Below are 21,544 nucleotides of genomic sequence, written 5' to 3' on the forward strand. Positions count from 1 at the left end.
ATACCCTCCTATTTTACCATACATTCTCAATTTTAACCTTACTATTAATTTGGTCTTTGGAAGTTTACTAGTTCCACACACTGAATAATTTATTCCTTCAATAATTGATAGCCTATCATCGAACCATCGAATTCAAATAACTCCTGTAAAACATCACCATATATTGTACAGACCATCGCTGTATGAATCGCTACAATACAGTATTCCTTAGCTTTTTCCTCTTGCATTAAATGATTCCAACGACCTCCGTTCTTTCCCTAAAACAGAAAAAGCCCCCCAACCAATCTCATGGTTAGAGGACAATCTCTTTCATTCACTTCTCCATCGTTTTGACTAGTGTATTAATTCAGTGTTGCACAGAAATCTTAGTGTAATGTGTTTCATTCTAAAATATCTATACTAATTGCAATAGGTAAATCAGACCCTCCAGCGTGCATAAACTTAAGTTCTATAAATCCTTTTTCATCTGTAACTTTTCGTTCTAAAACATTAACGACATCTATCATAGGATTTAAAGTTGGTATATTTAAAACACCATTTTCTGTTTTAACCACGCCGGTATATACGCCACCCCTACTACCAACACGTACTCTAATCTTTTTATCTTCGTTTGTTTTATTAACATAAGGTATTTTAACAGTATAAACTGCACCGAAGTGTCCCCTGTTAGCTAAAGACTCTGCGTTCTTTACTAAGCTTGTGGATTCGTTGAACAAGTTGTCTGTCAAACCATTTGATATATTATATGATCTTTCAGAACCTTCACCTACGTCATAAACAGGAAATGTAGTCATGATTTCAGAACTACTCCATACACCTCTTGGATGTCGTCTAATAAAATCAAGCGGGACCGGAATGGATTTGATATCTGTCAGGATGCTATTATCCAGCGTTACAACCGTTCTAATTATATAATTCAATTCTCCGGTACCTGAAGATTTAATAACAGTAAAGTCATTTAGAAAGCCAAGCATGTCTCGAGGTTTTAAGGTAAATGAATCTAACACGATGTCTTGGCTATCACTATTTATAAATTTCTCACTCAACTGATCATTTAAAACAGCTTTTGCAACCGGAAGGCCCACTTCATACCTATAATTTCTGGCACTGATCTTATGAACTCCTTTTAGTTCCATTAATTCAATTGTGTTCGTTTCAGATAGATTTTCAATTGTAATGCCAACTGTTATATCACTGTCAAATTGATTGGTGTGCCAACCAAATACACGATGTTCTATTGACTCTTTATTTTCACTAATAACGTCATTCCATAACGTAGCATTGTTTTCTTTAATGGTATTCAAATCTAATGTCTCTGGATTATCGCTTAACATTAATCTTCTATTCCCCACTATTTGTATATTACTTGCATCTTGAATATTCGAAATAAGACTCTGTTCTTTTTCTAGAAAATCAGAGGTAATCTCTGGCATGATGATATAGATTTCATTTACTTCATTATCATAATAAACTTTTCCATTAAATGCCTCACCAACGAAACGTAAGGGAATAATTGTTTTGCCTTCATAAACAATGGGTGCCTCTTGTAAATCAATTTCTTTATTATTAATCCATGCTCTATTAGAACCAATCTGTAACTTTATATCTTGATTGCCTTTGGTTGCATATACAGATCCTTCTTCTTGATTCCAGACTACTTCTACTCCCATTGCCTCAAACGTTTCTCTAATTGGAACTAGTGTAGCTCCATTTCTAATAATTGGTTTGACAGGATAATCCACTTTTTCACCATTAACATAGATATCCGGGGGCGTCGGTTCAGGTTCGGGTTTAGGTTCAGGTTTCTCCGGGTTCGGCTTTTCTGCCGGATTCACAGGAATTGGTTTTGCCACATAATTCTTATCTAAATTAATACTACGATATAAGAACTCGGCGTACTGCTCTCTTGTCACTTTGCCAGTTGGTATATATGTATTATCTCCTGAACCAAATGTGATGCCATTTGAATATAATGCTTGTACACTTTCACTTGACCAGTGTCCTTTTTTCATGTCCCAAAACAAGTCGTCTGTTTTCACTTTTAAACCAAATAACCTTGTTAAAACAGCCGCCATTTCCTCACGTGTGAGCACACCATCTGGATGAAATATATTTGCAGCTATTCCGCCCATATAGCCGAGTTCAGACACTGCTAGAATCTCTTTTTCAAACATCGTATCTTTTACATCTGCATACGGATTAGTAGTCACTTTACTCGTGTCTAATTTCAAATAACGCGATATAAGTGCGGCCACTTGTCCACGTGTCACATTATCCTGAAACCCAAATTTGCCATTGCCGTATCCTGAAATAATATCGTTTTCAGCTAGGTACATAATTGCGTCAAATGAATAATGATTTTTTGGGACATCTGTGAACGTAACTCCATGACTTTTAACTTCCTCGGACTTTTCTTCTTCCGCTGCAGAAACGTTAATCAACCCTAGTGAGCTACCCAATAATAGTACTATCGATAGTGCCGCAAATGCCTTGTTCTTAATTCTCACTTATTATTCCCCTATCGTGGATTGTATCGAATTAGTACAAACTTTAATACACCACTTGTATTATTCTCTCTATTAGTGCGTAATTATCAAATCGGATAATTATGTTTATTATAGCATGTTTCGTAGGGTTTTGACATAATCAGCCAATAGAGAAAATAACTCTCCACAAGCTACATCGTCAACAATCAGTACAAATTCCCGTCTGATTTTAGGGCATCTGTGTGGGAAACAACAACGAACAATTCAAAAAATTTTATATACATGCAAAACCGACACCTTTTTGAGTGTATACCTAATAAATATGTAATTGTAGTGTACAGTCGGAATACTTTCATGCACAGGTAACTGAAAAAATTGCTATCACAAGTATTTAGACGTTCTTTAGGGAATCCTGTGAATAATTCAGGTTTCGGACTCCATAAAAAAAGGACCCCATTAAGGCCCATTTATGATATTAATTATTCAACAGTTGCTACCAAATAAACAAAGGATTTTTCATGTGTTTATTCTGTAAGCTACAGTTTCTTATACACTTCTCTTTTATTTTAGAATAAATATTTTTAGTTAAGCGAATCCAACAGTGTCGCCAATTGCGGATGGAGCTTCAACGCATTTAGAATACTAGTTAGAGCTTGTGCACGTGTGACGTTGTTCTTAGGATTAAACTTTCCATCTGATTGGCCATTGATAATACCAGTTTGTACTGCAGCTTTAATCTCATTTGCTGCAAATGATCCCTCCAAGTCATCAAAATCGCCCTTTGTGTTGTCCTTCGATGCATTGTTAAGGTTCAAGATCCGCGCCAGCATGGCAACCATTTCCTCGCGGGAAATCGTATTATTCGGCCTAAACGTACCGTCCTCATACCCCGTGATTACTCCAGTCATTGTAAGATTCTCAATTGAGCCTTTTGCCCAATGGTTCCCAATATCCCTCAATGCAGGTCCAGCATTCTCAATCCCCTTAATATCGAACACAATACCCAGGATCACTGCAAATTCAGCACGAGTGATCTTACTATCCGGCTTGAAATTTCCATCGCTGTATCCTTTGATCATTTGTAACTTTAAGAAAGTGTCAATGCTTTTTTCAGCCCAATGACCTTTTGCATCCGAAAAGTTGTTTGTAATTGAAGTTCTATTTGCTTCTTGAACGAGTGTCTCAATGTACTTAACAACATTGACATCACCTTTCCCTACACTTAAATTGAACAATTCCGATATAGGTGTAGGGTCAATTGGTTTAGGAACAATTGGTGTCGGGTTATTATCGTGTCCGGAGGGGCGATTATTGATGGTAACGACTTTCCCCCCTACAACACCGGATCCATCATGAGATGTTGCCTGAACTGTAATCGTCCCAGCTTGAGTTGAAACGAGTATACCGTCAGCATTAATCGTTGCTGCACCTGTACCAGGAATGACCGACCAACTAAAGGTTTGATCCGTTGCATTGATAGGAGTTACATTTGCATTAAACTGAAGAGATTCTCCGACGTACATTGTTGCCCCAACGCTTGAAACGACGATAGCATCTATCAACTGCGGACGTGTAACATTGACTGTATAGGTTTTCTTCGTTCCATCTTGCGCAGTCACAACATAGCTAATGATATTTGATCCCACACTTAGATTAATCGGATTGTTAACTGGCGTCCCATTGAGATGTAACACAACCGTCGCTTGACTATCATCAGTTACATACGTAGCCGTGGTGTCAGAAACATTATTAAGTACTGTCCCTATATAGTCGTACACATTTCCGCTTACAGAAGGGTTGAGAGTAATGTCGCTTAAATCAAAAGAATTTAAGGTAGTATTATTTGATTTCGGTGTGATAGTACTGGAAGGATCAGACCCCACTGAAGTGCCTATGCTGTTTGTCGCTGTAACCGTAAATGTGTATGGCGTGCCATTCGTTAAGTCAGTAACGGTAAGCGGACTGCTGGACCCCGTGGCTGTAATTCCTTCCGGCAACGACGTTACTGTATAGTTCGTAATCGCACTTCCACCAGTACTTCCCCCTGCGTTGAAGCTGATCTCCGCTTTTCCATTTCCAGCGACAGCAATCACACTCAAAGGAGCGTCAGGAGCTGCGGGTGCATACAAACCAAATTCACTTATTTGGCTCGACAAAGTAGTATTGTCAACATTGGCTGTAAATAATACTCTAATATAACGGCTTGTTATGGGGTGATCGAGCGTGATATTTGTGTGATTACTTAAATTAGAAGTTACTGAAGTACCTGCATTGTCCATAATAGAGGTATAAGTTACCCCATCTATACTCGTTTGCAATTCGTAATCTGCATTTCTATGAATATATGTCGTAAGCGTCCATCTACCAATCGTTGTCATTTCTCCTAAGTCTACACTCAAAAATCTAGGGAATGCCGCGCCGTTACTGCTAAACCAAAAAGTAGAATCATTCCCGTCGACAGCATTTGCAGTTGGATATAAGGTTGATAATGTCGAATCGCTAGCAACTGGTTTATTTAAAGCCAAGTTATCTGCGGAAGCCATCGCCTTATTGGATACTAAACTTCCATCCATACCAAGTAAGACATCCAAACTAATCACCATAATAAAAATGATTTTCCAAAAACTATTCATAACATCTCCTCTTTCTATTTTTCAAGAGTTAGAACGAATGCTTGATCAAATACCTAATCAGGATGTTGTAGAATTGTTCGATCTTATCGGTTAATTAAATATCAGGCAAGAACGAGACAAAGTATATAGCGATCAGTCAAAAATCGACCTTAAAACTCATTTTCCTAGGTTAATTATATAATTATTTTGGCAATGTGAATACTGAGGAATGTTAATAATTCAATTTTTATTGAAAGAAAGCTTAAAAAAGGATGTCTATGTTGAATAACCTGCCTTACACAGCTTGTTTCAAACTACTTAAACTATTAGTTAACATGAAAAAAACCTTCCAACCGATTGCCCGATTGGAAGGCTGTAATTTCGTACTTGTTTTTTTATGGTACCTGTGCATGAAAAAACAACGAACAATTCAACCAATTGTATATACATGCAAAATCAACACTTTTTTATGTATATACCGAATAAATATGTAATTGTAGTGTATAGTCAGAATAGTTTTATGCACAGGTACCCAAAAATTCAATCCCAACACAAGAAAAGCCCTTCAACCGATTATTCAGTCGAAGGGCTTGTATTCTTTGGTGTAGTACTCAGTTGTCAGAACCATGTCTGAATTGTATGAGTGACTAGCACTTGATGTTTATATTATGGTTTTAAATTTCCAGCAACAACAATAATAGGAGCTGTTGTATTACTTGGAGGTGTTGAATTAACTGCCGCATATCTAACAACAATTGAGTCTCCAACGTTTACAGCAATATCATCAGCAGCTGCAGCATTAGCGATATTAACAAAGATTCCGCCATTAATGCTATATTCTACTGTACCGTCTGTTGCTACACCAGTTAACTTAGTAGCGCCTGTAGTAATAGTAGCAGCTGCAATTGCAACTCCAGTTGGTGCTGCTAAAACAGAACCAATTGTAATAGTTTGCGTATCACTAGCGGGAAGTGTAGCAGTAGCTGCTACTCTAACTTTAACGTTTGTAGATGGATTAGAAGCTAAAACAACTGATGTAGCACCAGTTGGTACAGCTACCCAAGTACCGTTATCAACGCTGTATTCATGAACATCTGTCACTGAACCAATAGTTTTAGTAGCATAAGTAAATGTTGCAGAAGGTGCTAATGCACGATCTTGATCAATATTTACCCATGCTGTTGTATTCAAGTTAACATCAATGTAACGTACATACAATTTATCCCCAATTGTAGGAGTAACTGTAGCTTCTGTTGTAGTACCAACTGTGAATACAGTTCCTACACCAGAATTTCCGAATGTTGAATAAGGATTAGCAACTGTTGCTGGTAAAGCACTAACATCAGATGAAGCTGAAACTAAGAATTCTACTTTTACATTTTCATTCGTAATAAATGCAGATGTAATGTTTAATTTATCAGTCGCAGCATTGATAAAGCTAAAGTTAGCCTTAACTGGTGCAGCAGATACGATTTTATCAGTTACTGATGCATTAGTGATAGACAATGGAACTCCTAATGCAGATTTAGTAACATCTACTCCAGTTTTAGTAGAAATAGTTACTGCTGTCGAAGTTCCATCAACAGTGTATTTCCCATCAGCATTTAATGCATCTTCTAAAGTAATTTTAACTAATTGATCTCCTACAGCTACACCTGTTAAGTCATGACCAGTGCCTGTTTTAGCTAATTTGTTTACATCATCGTCAGCAGTAACTAACTCTGCATTAGCTACTTTAAGAGTTTTAGATCCAGCAGTTACTACAAAATCACCATTAAATACGTTCGCTAAAGCAACTGAGGGTTCAAAGTATAGCGTTTTCGTATCGTGTGCCATTACAGTTCCAGCAGATACTGTTGCTGCTGCATTAGCTACTGTAAGAGTTTTTGCAACATTTTTATTACCAGCCAAGTCTTTAACATCTACAACGTAGAAGTTAGAACCCCCTAGTAATGATGCAGCTGTTAATGAATTACTTGGACCAAAATTAGCAGGTAAAGTAATATTTACAGTCTTGGTACCGACAAATTCGATATAAGAAGTTGCAGGTAAAGTTTCAAAAGTTGAACCATTAGTTGTTGAATAACGGAAATTGCTTAAATCAACTTCTGATTGATTAATATCTTCACTGAAAGTAATTGAAATAATGTTACCACTACGAACAGCATTTCCAACAACTGTAGGAGCAACTTTATCTTCTGTATCTAAAGATACAGTAGTATCCGTAATTTTGTTTTTAAGGTATGTTGTGTCAATCACATCTTTAATAGTAATGCTATAAGGATTGCGATCTGCTCTGATATCACTTGTAAGAGTTAAAACAACAGTAGTTTTATCTGTACCTTTATATGCTACACCAGATTTACCAAGTGCTACACCTTTAGAATCAGTTACAGTGTAGTTAGCTACATTCAACTCCACAGCTTTAGAGAACTTAAATTCAAGAGTTCTTGCATTTACTTGTTTTACAGATTGATACTCAGGGCGAACTGTATCAACAGTTGAATTAACTTTTACTTCATAATCTACTTTAGAATTTCCAGAGAAGTCTACAACTTTATCAATTTTCAAAGTGTTTTCTCCAGATGGCAAACGATTACCTTCTGTAAATGAGAAAGTCCATACAGAAGGATCTAATGTTGATTGACTTTCTGTAGCGTAATGTTTAGTACCATTGTTAGTCCAATAAAGATCCATATCTGCCGGAGAAACTGCTTTAACTTCACGATCAAATTTAATTTTCACTTCTTGTTGTGTAGAAGAAACTACAGTGTAACCTGGTAGAGCTGCATCTTTTGTTACTGTAAATTTAGATTCATTTAAACCAATGCTATATGCAGCAAAGTCTTTAACATTTGTAGGGTCAACAACTAAAGTATATTCACCATCAGCAAGTGGAGAACTTAAAGCGATGTTAACTGTTTTATTCATATTCGAAAGTGTAACAGCACCACTACGAACAGCATTGTTAATTTTGAAATTGCTAATTGAGGCAGTACCAGTAGCGATTGGTTCAGTGAAAGTAATTTTCACTAATTCATTACCAACAGTTTCTACTGATGCTACTTGAGGTAATTGACTGTCGCTAACAACTACATCATATAGTTTAGTATCGATATTCGCTATGTTTTGAACAGCAACTTTAACTTTTTGTCCTTGTTTAGGAGTGGCAGCGTTGAAAAGTGTAACTGTTTTTTTGTCATCAGATAATTTGAAATTATCTTCATGTACAGCTACTCCATCAATTAAGAAGTTATCTTCAGTTGCTTCAACTTTACCATCAAATGTTACTGTAACTTCTTTAAGGTTAGTCGCACTTACCGAAACAACTTTAGTTGCTGTTACTACTTCTTCTACAGGCTTAGGTAGTTTTTCACCGTGTACATAATCAAGGTTAGCAGATAACCATGCAAAGTCGCCGCGCTTCATATCTTCTTTAGGACCAAACTTAGTTGCTGATTGACCTTTAATTAGACCTTCGCTGTGCAAGATTTTGATTGATTTTTCATAAAACATACCTTCAGCAACGTCTGTGAATGGTAATTCAACGTTATCAACATTTACTTTTTCTAAACCGTAAGCTTTTACTAGTAATACTGCTAATTCTCCACGCGTAATTTTAGCATCTGGAGCAAATGTTGTTGCCGTTTGACCAGCAACAATTTTCTAAGCTACTAATGAGTTAATAGCACCTGTATACCATGCATTGCCTTTAACGTCTGTGAAATCTGTTGCATTAGCTTCTTCACCAGTTTTCAAGTCAAGTAGACCTGCAACCATTTGTGCTGCTTGTGAACGTGTGATTTTTCCACCTAAGTCAAAGTTACCGTTAGGCATACCTTTGATAATGTTAGCTTTTGCCATATCAGTAATCGCACCTGCATAAGCGTGATCAGCTGGAACGTCTGGGAATGACGCCGGCGTTGCAGCAAAACCTGCTACTGGTGCTACTGCTGCAGCTACCATTGTTGCTGTTATTGATGATACCAAAAATTTACGCTTGTTTGAATTCTTCGTCATGTGTCTTGTTCCTCCTTTAGATAGTAAAACTTTTTGCTAGAAGTAGTGTTATTCGTGTCTCGAAAGTATTTTGCTACCAGGTAAACCTCGTATCAAATCTTTCAGATCCTTATAACAAGACTAGCAAACCACTATAACAATAACAATATAGTTATAGTACGAGTATACGTGACATTCATAAACTAGTCAATAGTTTCGTTGAGTAGTTTACTTTCAGTAGACATATATCCTCACCAACTAACACTATACTACATTCGCTAGATAATATCACCTCTAATTATCTATTACCTATCATTTCCTCTTATCTTTTAATCTAGTGTCCCTATTTTCCACGTCATCTTCATATCTTGTGCTATTCATAAGACATTTGTAAGGTTTAGTTGCCGTTAAATAATTCAATGAATTTTACTCGTTTCATTTTTTTCTGCCGCTTTAGCCAAAAGCAATGCAAATTCTGCCCTTGTAATCTTTTTCGTAGGTTGGTAGGTGCCGTCAGGAAAACCTGTTGCGATATTCATTCCTTTTAAAATATGAATCGCCTCAGTAAAGTATTGTGCTTCTTTTACATCGGGAAATGGTGAGGTTGCGATTTTAGTTAAATTGAAACCTTCTACTAACATGACAGCCGTATCTGCTCTTATCATTAAATCACTTGGACCAAAATCACCGTTTGTATAACCTCTGATGATTCCACGTTCACTTGCTTGCGCAATATAACCAGAAGCATAATGCTCCTGAGAGACATCGTTAAAAATGGTCGGTCGGCGAGTTCCTTCTATATGTAGTGTGCGACTGATCATCGTAATTGCTTCTGCCCTTGTTATTTGTTTACTTGGATAAAAATTCCCATCTGGATAACCGCTAATAATCCCTTCCTTATATAAAGTCATAATCGCCTGTTCACTCCATGAATTCGGTTCAAGGTCGGGAAAAGCAATTTCAACTACACTTTTAGGCGCTTGAACCAGCCCGTACCCGAATTGTGAATCTTTTCCCAGTGCCCCTAAATCCATTGCATCTTTCTGCATAAGTGAGCGTATTTGTTTATTGTTTAACAACGGATATGCTTCTTTATATAAAGCTGCAATTCCTGTTACAAATGGAGCTGCCATAGACGTGCCACTACTCGTTGCATATGGTTTTTTTGTTGGATTTTGAATGTACGTGCTAAAAACCTCTTCACCTGGCGCAACGAATTCTAATGAATTCCCGTAATACGAAAAATCGGATTTATCACCATTTTTATTAATCGCACCAACAGCTATAACCGCCGGAAAGCGTGCTGGATAAAGAACGTCAACCGGTTCAATGAAGTCTATTAACTGATTGCCTGCTGCGCCGACAATCAATAAGCCATGTTCATACGCATTGTTAATCGCTAATTCCATAATGATGGATTTTTGTTGTGTTGTAATACTTAAATTAATAATATCAAGATTATTAGCAACAGCCCATTCAATCCCTTGAATGACATCCGAGTTATTTCCGAGTCCGTCGTTCCCCATTGCTTTTATCGCGTACAATTCTACCTCTGGTGCAATACCAATAGTACCAAAATCATTATCTCGCGCTGCGATGATACCAGCGACATGTGTGCCGTGACCATTATCATCATCATGATAATCAGTCGGTGAACCGATAAATGAAATCCCACCGGCAACTTCTAAGTCTGGATGGTTTTTGTCGATACCTGAATCAATGATGCCAATTTTAATTCCTTTACCTGTAAAACCCAACTTATGCGATTCAGATGCGTTTACTTCTGTAAAGCCCCAATCTACGATTTGCATATTAGTAGAAATGACTGAATCTGGCTCAATTGTTTTTACAGTGTGATGTTGTCGAAGTTGTTGTTTGACTTCTTCAGTTACTGTTATGGCGACAGCGTTATAGTTGGAAAAAGTATGATGTATTTCAATTTCTTCATTGTTTAGTAGTTCATAATTTATACGTTCTTTAAAAGTAACTATGATTCTCTCTTGTTGATTTTGTTGTGCAACTGTATCTGTTGTTGTAAAGGATATAAGAGCAAGTAAAAATGTAAATACAATTATTAAAAACGACTTTTTCTTCATAACACAACCTCCTCGTGATCAGTATTTTCAAAACCAATTTATCTTTCTTATCCCACAAAATACTCCAAATTCTTTCTTGCTGTATAAAAAAACAAACCGTTTCTCATTAGAATCTCTAAGAGAAGACGGTTCATTCTTATTAACTAGTTATCTATCTAGTTATCTTTCTTTCCATCTGTAATAATCCATAATACCCGCCGTAATTGCTTGAGCAGAAATGTCTTGATATTGTTCTGACCCCAGTTTCCCTGCATCAGATTTATTTGAAATAAACGCCAACTCAATTAGTGTCGATGGAAAAGTCGTGCGGAGAACCGCAAAATTCGCTGTTTTCACACCGCGATTCGTCGTGTTTAAAGCTTTATACAACCGATTTTGAATGAATGTTGTCAGTTGTTTACTATCGCTCACTTTTGTAGATACGTTCGCTAATCTATAAAAACTTTCTGTTCCACTTGCGTTGCCATTTGAAAATGAGTTCATATGAATACTAACGAATGCATCTACATTTGCTTTACTAGCAATATTTACGCGTTCTTCTAAACCAACGTATACATCACTTTCACGCGTCATTTTAACTTTAACATTTTCTTTTTCTAATAACTTTTCGACCTTCTTAGCAACCTCAAGCGTGACTATCTTTTCAACTAAACCGTTACCAGCTGCGCCTGGATCATACCCACCGTGACCAGCATCGATTGCGATGTGACGTTTTGGTAGTTCTGGCTTATTTGGTAGTTCAGCCTCAATCGACTCATCACCATTTGCGCTAACTAAATAATCCTTATGAACAAATCCATTTACCGATGCCGTTTGCATGTATTGCCATATGTCATTAGAACCTGTCGTCAGGACTCTTGTGTTGTTAGTCAATTTACCAACGACAGCATGTTCCATTCCCGGGCCTGAGCGCACATTTAATGTTGTACCTTCAAGATTAACAACATACTCGTTCACTTTTACTTCTTGTCGATATGTAGGATTTATACTTCTTGCTACCAAAACACTAAATTCAGCTCGATTGATCTCTTCGTTCGGTTTAAAAAGACCATTTCCAAGTGCAGTTTTGACTCCATTTGAGTACAATGCATCTACTGCCGAATAAAGATTTTTATCCTTTGGGGATACGTCTGAAAAAACAGCGGTATTTACCCCTTTTAATTCAAAGGCCCTTTCCAGCATAATGGATATGTGCCCACGAGTTATTTTATCTTTTGGGCGGAATGTTCCATCCGTATGTCCCGAAATAATCCCGTTTTCAACTGCCGTGGCGATATAACCTGAACCAAATGACTTCGGGTTAATATCTGAAAAACTAGGTTTTCGAAAGTCTTCCTTTAAGTTTAAAGCTTTTCCAATCATATATGCCACTTCTTCACGTGTAACTTTATTGTCCGGTTTAAATGTATTATCCGGATACCCAGAAATAATACCTCTTTGAATAAGATTGTTAACCTCTTTTTGGACATCAGCTGGTATATCAGTTAGGGATGCAGCATGTGTTGGTTGAAACGGAATCATAAGGCTAAGCGCTAAGACGATGATCATTTGAAAAATAATTGTTTTTTTGAATTTCATTTTCTTAGTTGTCCCTCCAAAGATAGAATAGTTTGAAACCCCTTACAGATTCGTTCTACTGTTAGATCATTCCCAGTAAACGAGAAAGCGAGACTTTCGTTTTGTCTAACTCTCCTTTTTACTTTTAAAAACCTTTAGTGCTGCTTGGGCTGTGTTTTGCGCTTCTTCTTTATAATGAGAAACTTCAGCACCTAATCGCCTTTTTTCTTCTTCAAGATCATTTGTCATTTTAGTGAACATATTTGTTAAATCTTCCGTATCCCAATCATCTTTTTCAATACTTCCTACGAGTGGTTGTCCACATATTTCGGAAAATGAATCGATTTTAGGATCGTAGGATAAGGGTAGAAACGGTGTGTTCACAACTGCAGCAAAAATTAAAGCGTGTAACCTAATCCCAATTAATACTTCGGATTCATTAATCATTGCAATTTTCTCGTGAATAGATGCATCATGCGGCGCGATTTTACTTTCACTATCCATAAGATTGACAATTTCTTTAGATGTGGTTAAATCATACGTACCGTGCATCGGTATGAACACAATTTGATAGCCTTGCTTTCCAATGAAGGAAAGTGCCTGTGCTAATTTTTGTTTGTACGTGTTCGTTGTTGGCCAGTCACGAACAGATACCGTAACGACTGGCTTAGTAAACTGCTGACTTGTAAACCACTCACTCGATTGTTGAACAAGGTCAATTCCTAATACTGGATCAGGTACAATATCGATGCTCTCTTTTATACCTATTTGTTGCAACAAGTGTTTAGAATCATTGTCACGCACAGTTATGGTCGTATTTTTTAAAGCGTTCTTTACGATTAAACGTGACAACTTATGATTGAACGGTCCCATACCTTGTGCATAAATGAAGACCGGCTTTCTATAGAACTTCGCAATTTTGATGATACCGGCATAATACGGGATCGTACGAAATCCCGTCTCGTCCTGCATCAAACTACCACCACCGCTAACAAGACCATCACTCATCTTAATAGCCCGTACCACGTCTTTCAACTTCCATCGATCAACAGCTTTCACATGATAACGTTCGGCTGTCACTTTTGGATTGTTTGACAATACGGTAACTTCCAAATCGGGATGCATTTTTCTTAAAGACTGGATGATTGCATAAAGTATTGCTTCATCGCCAATATTGTCAAATCCGTAATAACCGGAAATTACTACTTTCAAGATTTACACCTCTGCTTCAAGTAGCGATTATATATGCCCGTAGCTTTTTTTACGATATAAATCAAGATTAAACCGAACACATACCCAATTGCCAATCCTAAAACACTTCTTAAAAGCGAGATATATAGCGGAATATGCATATGTGTAAACGTGTTGACTAATGATATAAATCCAATAATACTTGGAATTAGTAGAACCATTCCGATTGTTTTCTGACGCGGGTAGACATAAAGCGCCAGTACAAAAAGAGGGAATCCAATAAGAAATTCTTTTGTTCGTGGTCGTGCATACAACCATTGTTCTAGCAATTGTCGAATTGTTAGTTCAAGATCACTTGCTACGCCTGCATTACCTGACCTACCAATATAGTAAACGACCAAAGCAAAAATAACAATAGCCAATGCGGCATGTAGGTATAAAATCGGCTGCTTTGCAATTTTCTTGTAACTGCCATAAAGCACGTATAAACATAAAAAGACAATCGGAATAATGAGTAATAACTTTACACCTTTAAACAAATTAACCCCAACTAAGTAATCATTGCCATTTAACAAAGATATGACGATTGTAATTCCTATGAAAGCAATGAGAGCTGTGCTTAAATAATTGCGCAGAATGGATTTCTTTGTCGATTCGTCCATACTCATCTTGACCCATAAAACAGCAAATACCGGTGTTACTATAGCTGTTAATAAAGCAAATGCTTTTAAAATAAACATTACTTCTAATAGAAGATAAGCAATTGATAGAATTGCTAGACCGACTCCAACTGCTATTGTTAGTTTACGTATTTTAAATATTTTTTCGGTTGCAATCATTATAAATGCAATGAGTGCAATGAAAGCTGTTATGTAATTCAATAACGATACTGAATATTTATCAAATGGTTTCACTTCGCCTAAGACAAACTGTTTCGGTATTTGATTTTGAACGTCTTGTAAATATTTTTCGACCTTCATTAAACTTTCTTCTGGATTCTCTTTATCAAAGCGTAAAAACAAAGAACGGATATTCCGTTCCTTTACAGCACGAACAGACCGATCCACAGCAACTGCATGCTTCTCTATCTGACTTAAATTAATGCTGTGCATTCTGATTATATTCATATCCATACTATAAGCTAATGTATTAAAGCCGCCTTGTGTATGCCCTTCAATCTGGTATACATTATAATTAGCTTCTACGAGTTGCCCAGCAACTTCTTTGATTTTATTCGGATTTTGCATTCCAAATACATGCTTGCCCGATGGCACCACTCTACCACCTGATTTCCCTCTTAGGGCTATGGTTTCTTCTAAAACCCGATCTACATCAGACTCTTCCAAACTTGGAATCCTCGGAATGAATGTCAAACCTGCCTGCTTAATTTCATCAATCGTATCATTCGAGTAACTAAGTGTTTTATCCAAAACCTCATTTTTTTCACCAGGAATATAGAGCATTTTTTTACCTTGTATGGATACTGTTTCAAGTTCTTTATCCTCAAAAAAACGACTTAAATCACTCGTTAAGTTTGTTTCATTTAGTACATGAATATAGAAACCTTGAGTACCATGCGTCATATCTATATCCATTTCATTTGAAAACAAAGCAAATTCCCTTACTCTTTCGGGACTTAAAATAACAATATCTCCCATTAGTGATAATTCGACTAAAGTAATCGGCTCTAAACTAATCGACTGGACACCCGCATTTTTTAGACGTCGCATGATTTCGGTAGTTTCACTATCCGTACTTATCGCAAGTTCTGTTATTTCTTCATACGGTACAATAAATTCATAGACATTATTATTCCATTCGGTTGTTATTCGTTCCCAAACGGCTGGCAACGAGAGTAGTAAGGATACTGTTAAAATGATCCACAATGGTTTTTTAAACATGTACTTCTGTTTCCCCTTTCAAGTTCGCAATTTACTTCTGATTACTTTTTTAGTTTTAACAGTATATTTTTCAAAACTGGGATTTTCAATAGATCTTGACGATCAATGACGTTTGTCACCATTAAACTTGTGAAATATACAATCACTCCAACGAATATTGCACCTGCTGAATACAATAACGCTGTTTTCCGACTCCATAATTCGACCTCAAAGTATAATGTTGGCACGCCAATCACTGTCGCCATCAATAGTGTCGAAACAACGATCATAGTATGTTTTTTCGACCACATTGTAAAGGTTGTTCTGCGATTCATAACATAACTGTTAATGAAGAATATAAGGATATAAATTAGTAAAGTTGAATAAGCTGCCCCGACTAAACCTAGTTGTTTTATAAAAACACTGTTTGTTACAACTTTCAGTATGACAGCAGCCACGACGATATAAGCCGCATGTTTTGCTAAATTCATCCCTTGCAGTATACCTGTCCCTAAAATCGCAAGTGATGTAAAGACTGAGCTGATTCCAATTACCGCTAGTACATAGCTTCCTTCAGTATTCGTAAATAATGCAATATTGAGCGGCACAGTCAATGCAAACAAACCAAATGCTGCTGGCCAAGAAATAAGATGTGACACAAAGTGAGTTTTTTCGATAATTCGCCTTGTTGCTTTCAAGTCATTTTCCGCTAATTTCCGCGTAATCAATGGGATTAACGGCAAAACCAATGAGGCTGACAGGACAGTCACAATTTGTACGAGCGAAAGACCTCGACCATATATTCCGTATAAGTAATTCAGTTTACTACTGTCAACATTCGCATTTAATAAGCTCATAGGAATCGTTAGCGAGTCCACTAAGTTCACCAGTGCCATCGTGATTGCACCGATACTAATTGGAAGTGATATGAGTAAAATCAGCTTACTTGTTTTGATGAAATTTCCAAATGAGAACGGCGGCCGTTTAACCACATTTATTCTCTTACGATTTTTCTTAAACAACCACTGTAAATAAATGAGCGAAGCGAGTGCACCCAAGGAGGAGCCAATCATAATTCCCCCAGCGATAGATTCACTGCCGTAATTCTTACCGACTAAAACAACAGCGAGGATGAGGATGAGACCCACTCTAACAAACTGTTCGATGACTTGTGATACAGCTGTCGGCATCATATTTTCAAACCCTTGAAAATATCCACGATAAACGGACATGTACGGAGCGATTAATAACGTGATCGACACTATGATCAAAGCCGGTTTAACGCTTGGACCCCCAAGTAAGTTCGCAATTTGGTTTGAAAAAATCATAATTAATGAGAAGCTCAAAACACCAAATAATAAAGTTAAAACCGATGCCGTTCGGTAAATTTCGTCGACCCCATCGTGATCATTCTTAACTCTAGCTTCAGTAATCAGTTTAGAAATTGCTACTGGAATACCTGCCACAGACAAAGTTAAAGCGACCATATACACAGGATAGACAAGCGTGAAAATACCTAGAACTTCATCTCCAGCGATATTTTGTAATGGAATGCGAAAAACACTCCCAAGTATTTTAGAAATAAGTGTCGCAATCGACAAGATCAGTGTGCTTTTAACAAATGTATTATTCATTCTTTAGAAGTTCCTTTGAGTTTCTCTTTAAACACTTGAAGGATAAATTGTGGAATTGCAATCGATCGCTTGATACGAACCGGTTGTTTTATAATTCGATACAACCATTCTAAATTCGCTTTTTGCCATAGTACAGGGGCTCGTTTAACGGTCCCGGCAATCACATCAAAACTTCCCCCTATGCCAATAAAAATTCCCTTGTCAAATAAATGAATATGTTTTGAAATCCATTTCTCTTGAAGGGGTGCCCCAAGCGCTACAAAAACAATATGAGGTTCTGCCTTGATTATTTTTTGTGTAATTTGATCGTCTGACCAGTCAAAGAACCCATTTTGCGAACCAACGATTTCTAAGTTTTCATAGTCTCGTTCTACGTTTTGAATCGTTTTATGAAGCGTATCTTCTGTTGCGCCTATAAAATAAACTTTGTAACTGTTTTGATTTGCTAATTTCAATAGCTCCAACATAATTTCATATCCAGACACTCGTTCAGGTAATGGTGTTTTTAGTAGTTGAGCTGCTTTCACAATACCTATCCCGTCCGCTGTTACATAATCTGCTTTTTGAATGTCCTTCATATACTCTTCATCTTTATTAGCATTCATCACAATTTCCGGATTCGCAGTTACGACGAATCTTTTTTTATTATGAATAATACTATCGTGTAGTCTTTCAACTAATTGCTGAAGTGTTGTATCTATAAATGAGACGCCTAGTATCTTTATAAGTTTTTTAGTTTTAGTCATTAGTTCTCTCCATTTACTGTACATGTTGTACATTTTGTGAAATCCATCTACATTTATACGTGAATTCCCTATTAGATACTATAACATAAATTTAATTTTAATTTTACATACTTATTTAGACTCTACTATCATTTGTTTTTTTTATTTGTTACATTAAGAGAACAATATAATTATAGGAGGCTATTACACATGAAGAAAGCAATTGTTTTCAGTATCGGTTTTATTTTCATATTTTCCCTACTATTCCCACAAACATCTCACGCAAGTGATATCGATGGGCATTGGGCAAAACATGATATACAAGAATTGGTTAATAGAAACATAATGGGTGGTTATGGAAACGACGTCTATTTGCCAAACAATAACATTACGCGTGCCGAGTTTATAGTGCTTATTTTAGGATCCTTAAACATTAATGCTCAAAAATACAACAATCCATTTAAAGATGTGATTGAAGGTAAGTGGTATCATGAGTCTGTAGTGACTGCTGCTCAAATAGGACTTGTCGCAGGTACTCCCTCCGGTAATTTCGAACCCAATAAAGCCATTACAAGACAAGATATAGCAGTCATGATTACGAGCGCATTGGAAATGAAAAATATTAAATTAATAGAAAGCAGCGATCTTTTCCTAGATGAAAAATCAATCAAACCTTATGCTAAACCATCTGTAAAAAGGCTGCAGCATATAAAGATTGTTGCAGGTAAAATCGCAGGTCCGAATAACAAATATTATTTCAAGCCGCTGGATAATGCCACACGAGCAGAAGCAGCTGTAATGCTCGTCCGAATGCTAAAAGCAATTGAAGAACCAATTCAAGTGATTCGTACAGTTCCATACAACTATGATTTTAAGCAAATGGTCGATAAACAAATGGCAATTACAGGTACAGCAAGACCAAAAACAGACATCGCAGCCACATGGTATGAAAGCAGCCGTAAAATGGTAGAGTATTATGCGAATCCGAATAATTTCAAAGACAGCGCAAACGGGATCTATCAATTTCTCGTATTATCGGAAAATGCCGGTTTAAATAAAGATGAGATAAATGAAGTATTATCCGATGGTGGCGTTTTAAGAAATAAAGGAGACGCATTCTTAAATGCCAGTCGTACATATGGCGTGAACGAAATGTATTTAATTGCCCATTCTTACTTGGAAACAGGGAGAGGAACATCAAGTCTAGCAACAGGAAAGCTTATGGTTGGGGTAGACAAATCCGGAAAGGCAGTTACGGTAACAGATTCAAATAAAGATGAGCTGATAGATATTAAACCAGTTTTTAATTTATTCGGTATTAAAGCAAATGACAGTTGTCCAGAAGTTTGCGGCTCAATTCATGCTTATGAGCAAGGTTGGTTTACAGTAGAAAAGGCGATTGATGGAGGAGCGAAATTTATCGCTGGAAATTACTTCGATAGAGGACAAAATACCCTTTACAAAATGCGCTGGAACCCTAGTACGCCAGGTACTCACCAATATGCAACAGACGTGGCTTGGGTTGTGAAGCAGACAAATAGAATGAGAGACATGCTTGTTGAATTATACGACAAATCTAACAATGTTATTCGGATTTTCGATGTACCACAATTCAACAATACTCCAGTAAAAACAGCATTGCCAACAGGTGAAGAGATTTTCCTAATCGATACCAAACATCCATCTGTAGGAAAGAAAGCGAAGGCGACTGCGCCATTTGGAGTAAACTTCAGAACAGTCCCAACGACTTCATCAGCATTTGGAAATACAATCATTGATAAACTACCATTGGATACAGAAGTGGTAATTATAGCAGAAAATGCGAATTGGTTTAAAGTAACAGTAGACAATAAAGAAGGCTGGATTTTCGGTGAAAACCTCGCTATTGAGGGAGTGTTGAGCACTAGCGCCGTCTCAAGTACCACTGAACTAAAAGAAGAGACTTACGAGGTAAGTTCTACACAAGAAGTAATTAGTGGAAAAGCGATTGAAGAGGCCATTACCTTAAAACAAGAGCCCAATGAATCTAGTTCTATTCTGCTAGAACTTCCAATTGGAACTGAAATCGAAATTCTTGAAGAGGTAAACGGTTGGTTCAAAGTAAGCTTTGATGATCAAACAGGATGGACTCCAGTTGAATCCATTACTAATTTAATAGAAGCAAACTAAATACAGAAGAAAATACAGAAAAATCCCGAAGAGATGTTTTATCTCTTCGGGATTTTTTATTGTATTAATAAAATATTTACGGGAACCAAAAAGTTCTTCTATATTTTCACTAGCTGGATTCGTTCCAAGCCGTTGATGGATTTAATCGTGGTTTTCAATTAATTTATTTAAACGATTTTCCAACTCATCCTTCTTTATTAAAACCCCAAAATCATCTGGTTCTTCAACACCGCGCTCACCATTAATTACATGAGCAATCATCGCACCTACATGCGGATAAAAGTGATGCCCATCAAAATAATTCTCCATGTTATTTGTGACAACATTCGGATACATAAAATGGTGAACTTCTCCAAACACTTCGGTTATATCTTCAAGCCATCTCACATAATCAGGATAACGCCCCTCTTCAAGCAAGGCATCGAATAGCCCCGTATAAATTGGCGTCGTAAATAGAATAAACTCGGTGTTCGGATTGTTCCTTTGTATCGTTTCTAACATCTCTTTAAATTCTTCATTATATTCATACTTTCCATCTTTATAAAACTCATTACGAAACTTGCTTATTTTTTCGACTGTATCTTTCTCTTTTTGTTGACTGTCGATTTGTAAAGCGTCAGCGACATTGCTTCTATTATAATTTCTCGGTTCTACAATGTCTCCTGCTTTGGACAAATTATAATTACGTCTTGAATAGTTTAAAACATCGAGTGATAATAGATTTTTGTATCTATAAAAAGGCTCTTTTACTTGATCAATATATGTGTTGAAGTCTGATTCTGCACTCGTTTCAGCAATACTTGTTTTAAAAAAGTCAACGCCAATGATAATTGTATCCAAATCCATCCCTTTTTGAGTTTTGGCAAATTCGATCATCGTATCATAATCTTTAAAAGATAAATCAGCGACGGCATAATTGTATACTTTTCGATTACTAAACTCATTTTGATTGATATATGTCGACCTACTGCTTCCTATCAGCAAAGTATCATAATCATCTTTGTTGAAATAAAGGTTGTTTGTTTTTTGTTGTCGTTCATTAATAACAGTTTGCACCTGATTGTATTTATGATTCGAACCAAATGTCCACATAGGATCCATCCAATAATTAAACACCGCAATCGGTAGTATGCAAGCTGCTATTAATAATATTGTAGTTATCGTAAAACCTTTTTCTGTCATTAATTCACACCCT

The 21,544-nt window shown here is 36.7% G+C and carries 13 protein-coding genes; 1 reads left to right on the forward strand and 12 read right to left on the reverse strand.

Annotation, left to right across the window (positions count from 1 at the left end; all coding sequences use genetic code 11):
- Positions 1-89 precede the first annotated feature (89 nt).
- The 11 genes from ACFSFY_RS14825 to ACFSFY_RS14875 all read right to left on the reverse strand — a co-directional run bounded on the left by ACFSFY_RS14825 (position 90) and on the right by ACFSFY_RS14875 (position 18,201).
- Positions 90-227: a hypothetical protein gene (locus ACFSFY_RS14825; RefSeq protein WP_381539346.1), complete on the reverse strand. Its 138-nt coding sequence runs from the start codon at positions 225-227 to the stop codon at positions 90-92.
- Positions 228-380: 153 nt separating this feature from the next.
- The gene (locus ACFSFY_RS14830) at positions 381-2,507 is read right to left on the reverse strand and encodes a stalk domain-containing protein (RefSeq protein ID WP_381539348.1); all 2,127 of its coding nucleotides are present in this window, start codon (positions 2,505-2,507) and stop codon (positions 381-383) included.
- Between the two features lie 560 nt (positions 2,508-3,067).
- Complete coding sequence (locus ACFSFY_RS14835) at positions 3,068-5,119, reverse strand: S-layer homology domain-containing protein (RefSeq protein WP_381539350.1); 2,052 nt, start codon at positions 5,117-5,119, stop codon at positions 3,068-3,070.
- A 645-nt stretch (positions 5,120-5,764) separates the two neighbouring features.
- A complete protein-coding gene (locus ACFSFY_RS14840; RefSeq protein WP_381539644.1) occupies positions 5,765-8,761 on the reverse strand; it encodes an S-layer homology domain-containing protein in 2,997 nt (998 codons plus the stop codon).
- 3 nt (positions 8,762-8,764) lie between these two features.
- The gene (locus ACFSFY_RS14845; protein WP_381539352.1) at positions 8,765-9,118 is read right to left on the reverse strand and encodes an S-layer homology domain-containing protein; all 354 of its coding nucleotides are present in this window, start codon (positions 9,116-9,118) and stop codon (positions 8,765-8,767) included.
- 395 nt (positions 9,119-9,513) lie between these two features.
- Complete coding sequence (locus tag ACFSFY_RS14850; protein ID WP_381539354.1) at positions 9,514-11,193, reverse strand: S8 family peptidase; 1,680 nt, start codon at positions 11,191-11,193, stop codon at positions 9,514-9,516.
- Positions 11,194-11,352: 159 nt separating this feature from the next.
- The gene (locus tag ACFSFY_RS14855) at positions 11,353-12,771 is read right to left on the reverse strand and encodes an N-acetylmuramoyl-L-alanine amidase (protein ID WP_381539355.1); all 1,419 of its coding nucleotides are present in this window, start codon (positions 12,769-12,771) and stop codon (positions 11,353-11,355) included.
- A 105-nt stretch (positions 12,772-12,876) separates the two neighbouring features.
- Positions 12,877-13,962 carry a polysaccharide pyruvyl transferase CsaB gene (csaB, locus tag ACFSFY_RS14860; protein ID WP_381539357.1) on the reverse strand — a complete coding sequence of 362 codons (1,086 nt, stop codon included), beginning with the start codon at positions 13,960-13,962 and terminating at the stop codon, positions 12,877-12,879.
- Entirely contained in the window at positions 13,959-15,842 is a 1,884-nt protein-coding gene (locus tag ACFSFY_RS14865; protein WP_381539359.1) for a DUF5693 family protein, read from the reverse strand. The genes csaB and ACFSFY_RS14865 overlap by 4 nt, the downstream gene beginning before the upstream one ends.
- A 41-nt stretch (positions 15,843-15,883) precedes the next feature.
- Entirely contained in the window at positions 15,884-17,455 is a 1,572-nt protein-coding gene (locus tag ACFSFY_RS14870) for a putative polysaccharide biosynthesis protein (RefSeq protein ID WP_381539360.1), read from the reverse strand.
- The gene (locus ACFSFY_RS14875) at positions 17,452-18,201 is read right to left on the reverse strand and encodes a WecB/TagA/CpsF family glycosyltransferase (RefSeq protein ID WP_381539362.1); all 750 of its coding nucleotides are present in this window, start codon (positions 18,199-18,201) and stop codon (positions 17,452-17,454) included. The genes ACFSFY_RS14870 and ACFSFY_RS14875 overlap by 4 nt, the downstream gene beginning before the upstream one ends.
- A gap of 189 nt (positions 18,202-18,390) precedes the next feature.
- Between ACFSFY_RS14875 and ACFSFY_RS14880 the strand changes: the two genes are divergently transcribed.
- Positions 18,391-20,349, forward strand: a complete 1,959-nt coding sequence (locus tag ACFSFY_RS14880) for an S-layer homology domain-containing protein (RefSeq protein WP_381539364.1) — start codon at positions 18,391-18,393, stop codon at positions 20,347-20,349.
- A 141-nt stretch (positions 20,350-20,490) separates the two neighbouring features.
- Here ACFSFY_RS14880 and ACFSFY_RS14885 read toward each other — a convergent pair whose 3' ends face one another.
- Positions 20,491-21,531, reverse strand: coding sequence for a hypothetical protein (locus tag ACFSFY_RS14885; RefSeq protein WP_381539366.1), 1,041 nt, complete (start codon positions 21,529-21,531; stop codon positions 20,491-20,493).
- Between the last annotated feature and the right edge of the window lie 13 nt (positions 21,532-21,544).

This window comes from Sporosarcina siberiensis (genome assembly GCF_042681925.1).
Classification (GTDB): domain Bacteria; phylum Bacillota; class Bacilli; order Bacillales_A; family Planococcaceae; genus Sporosarcina; species Sporosarcina siberiensis.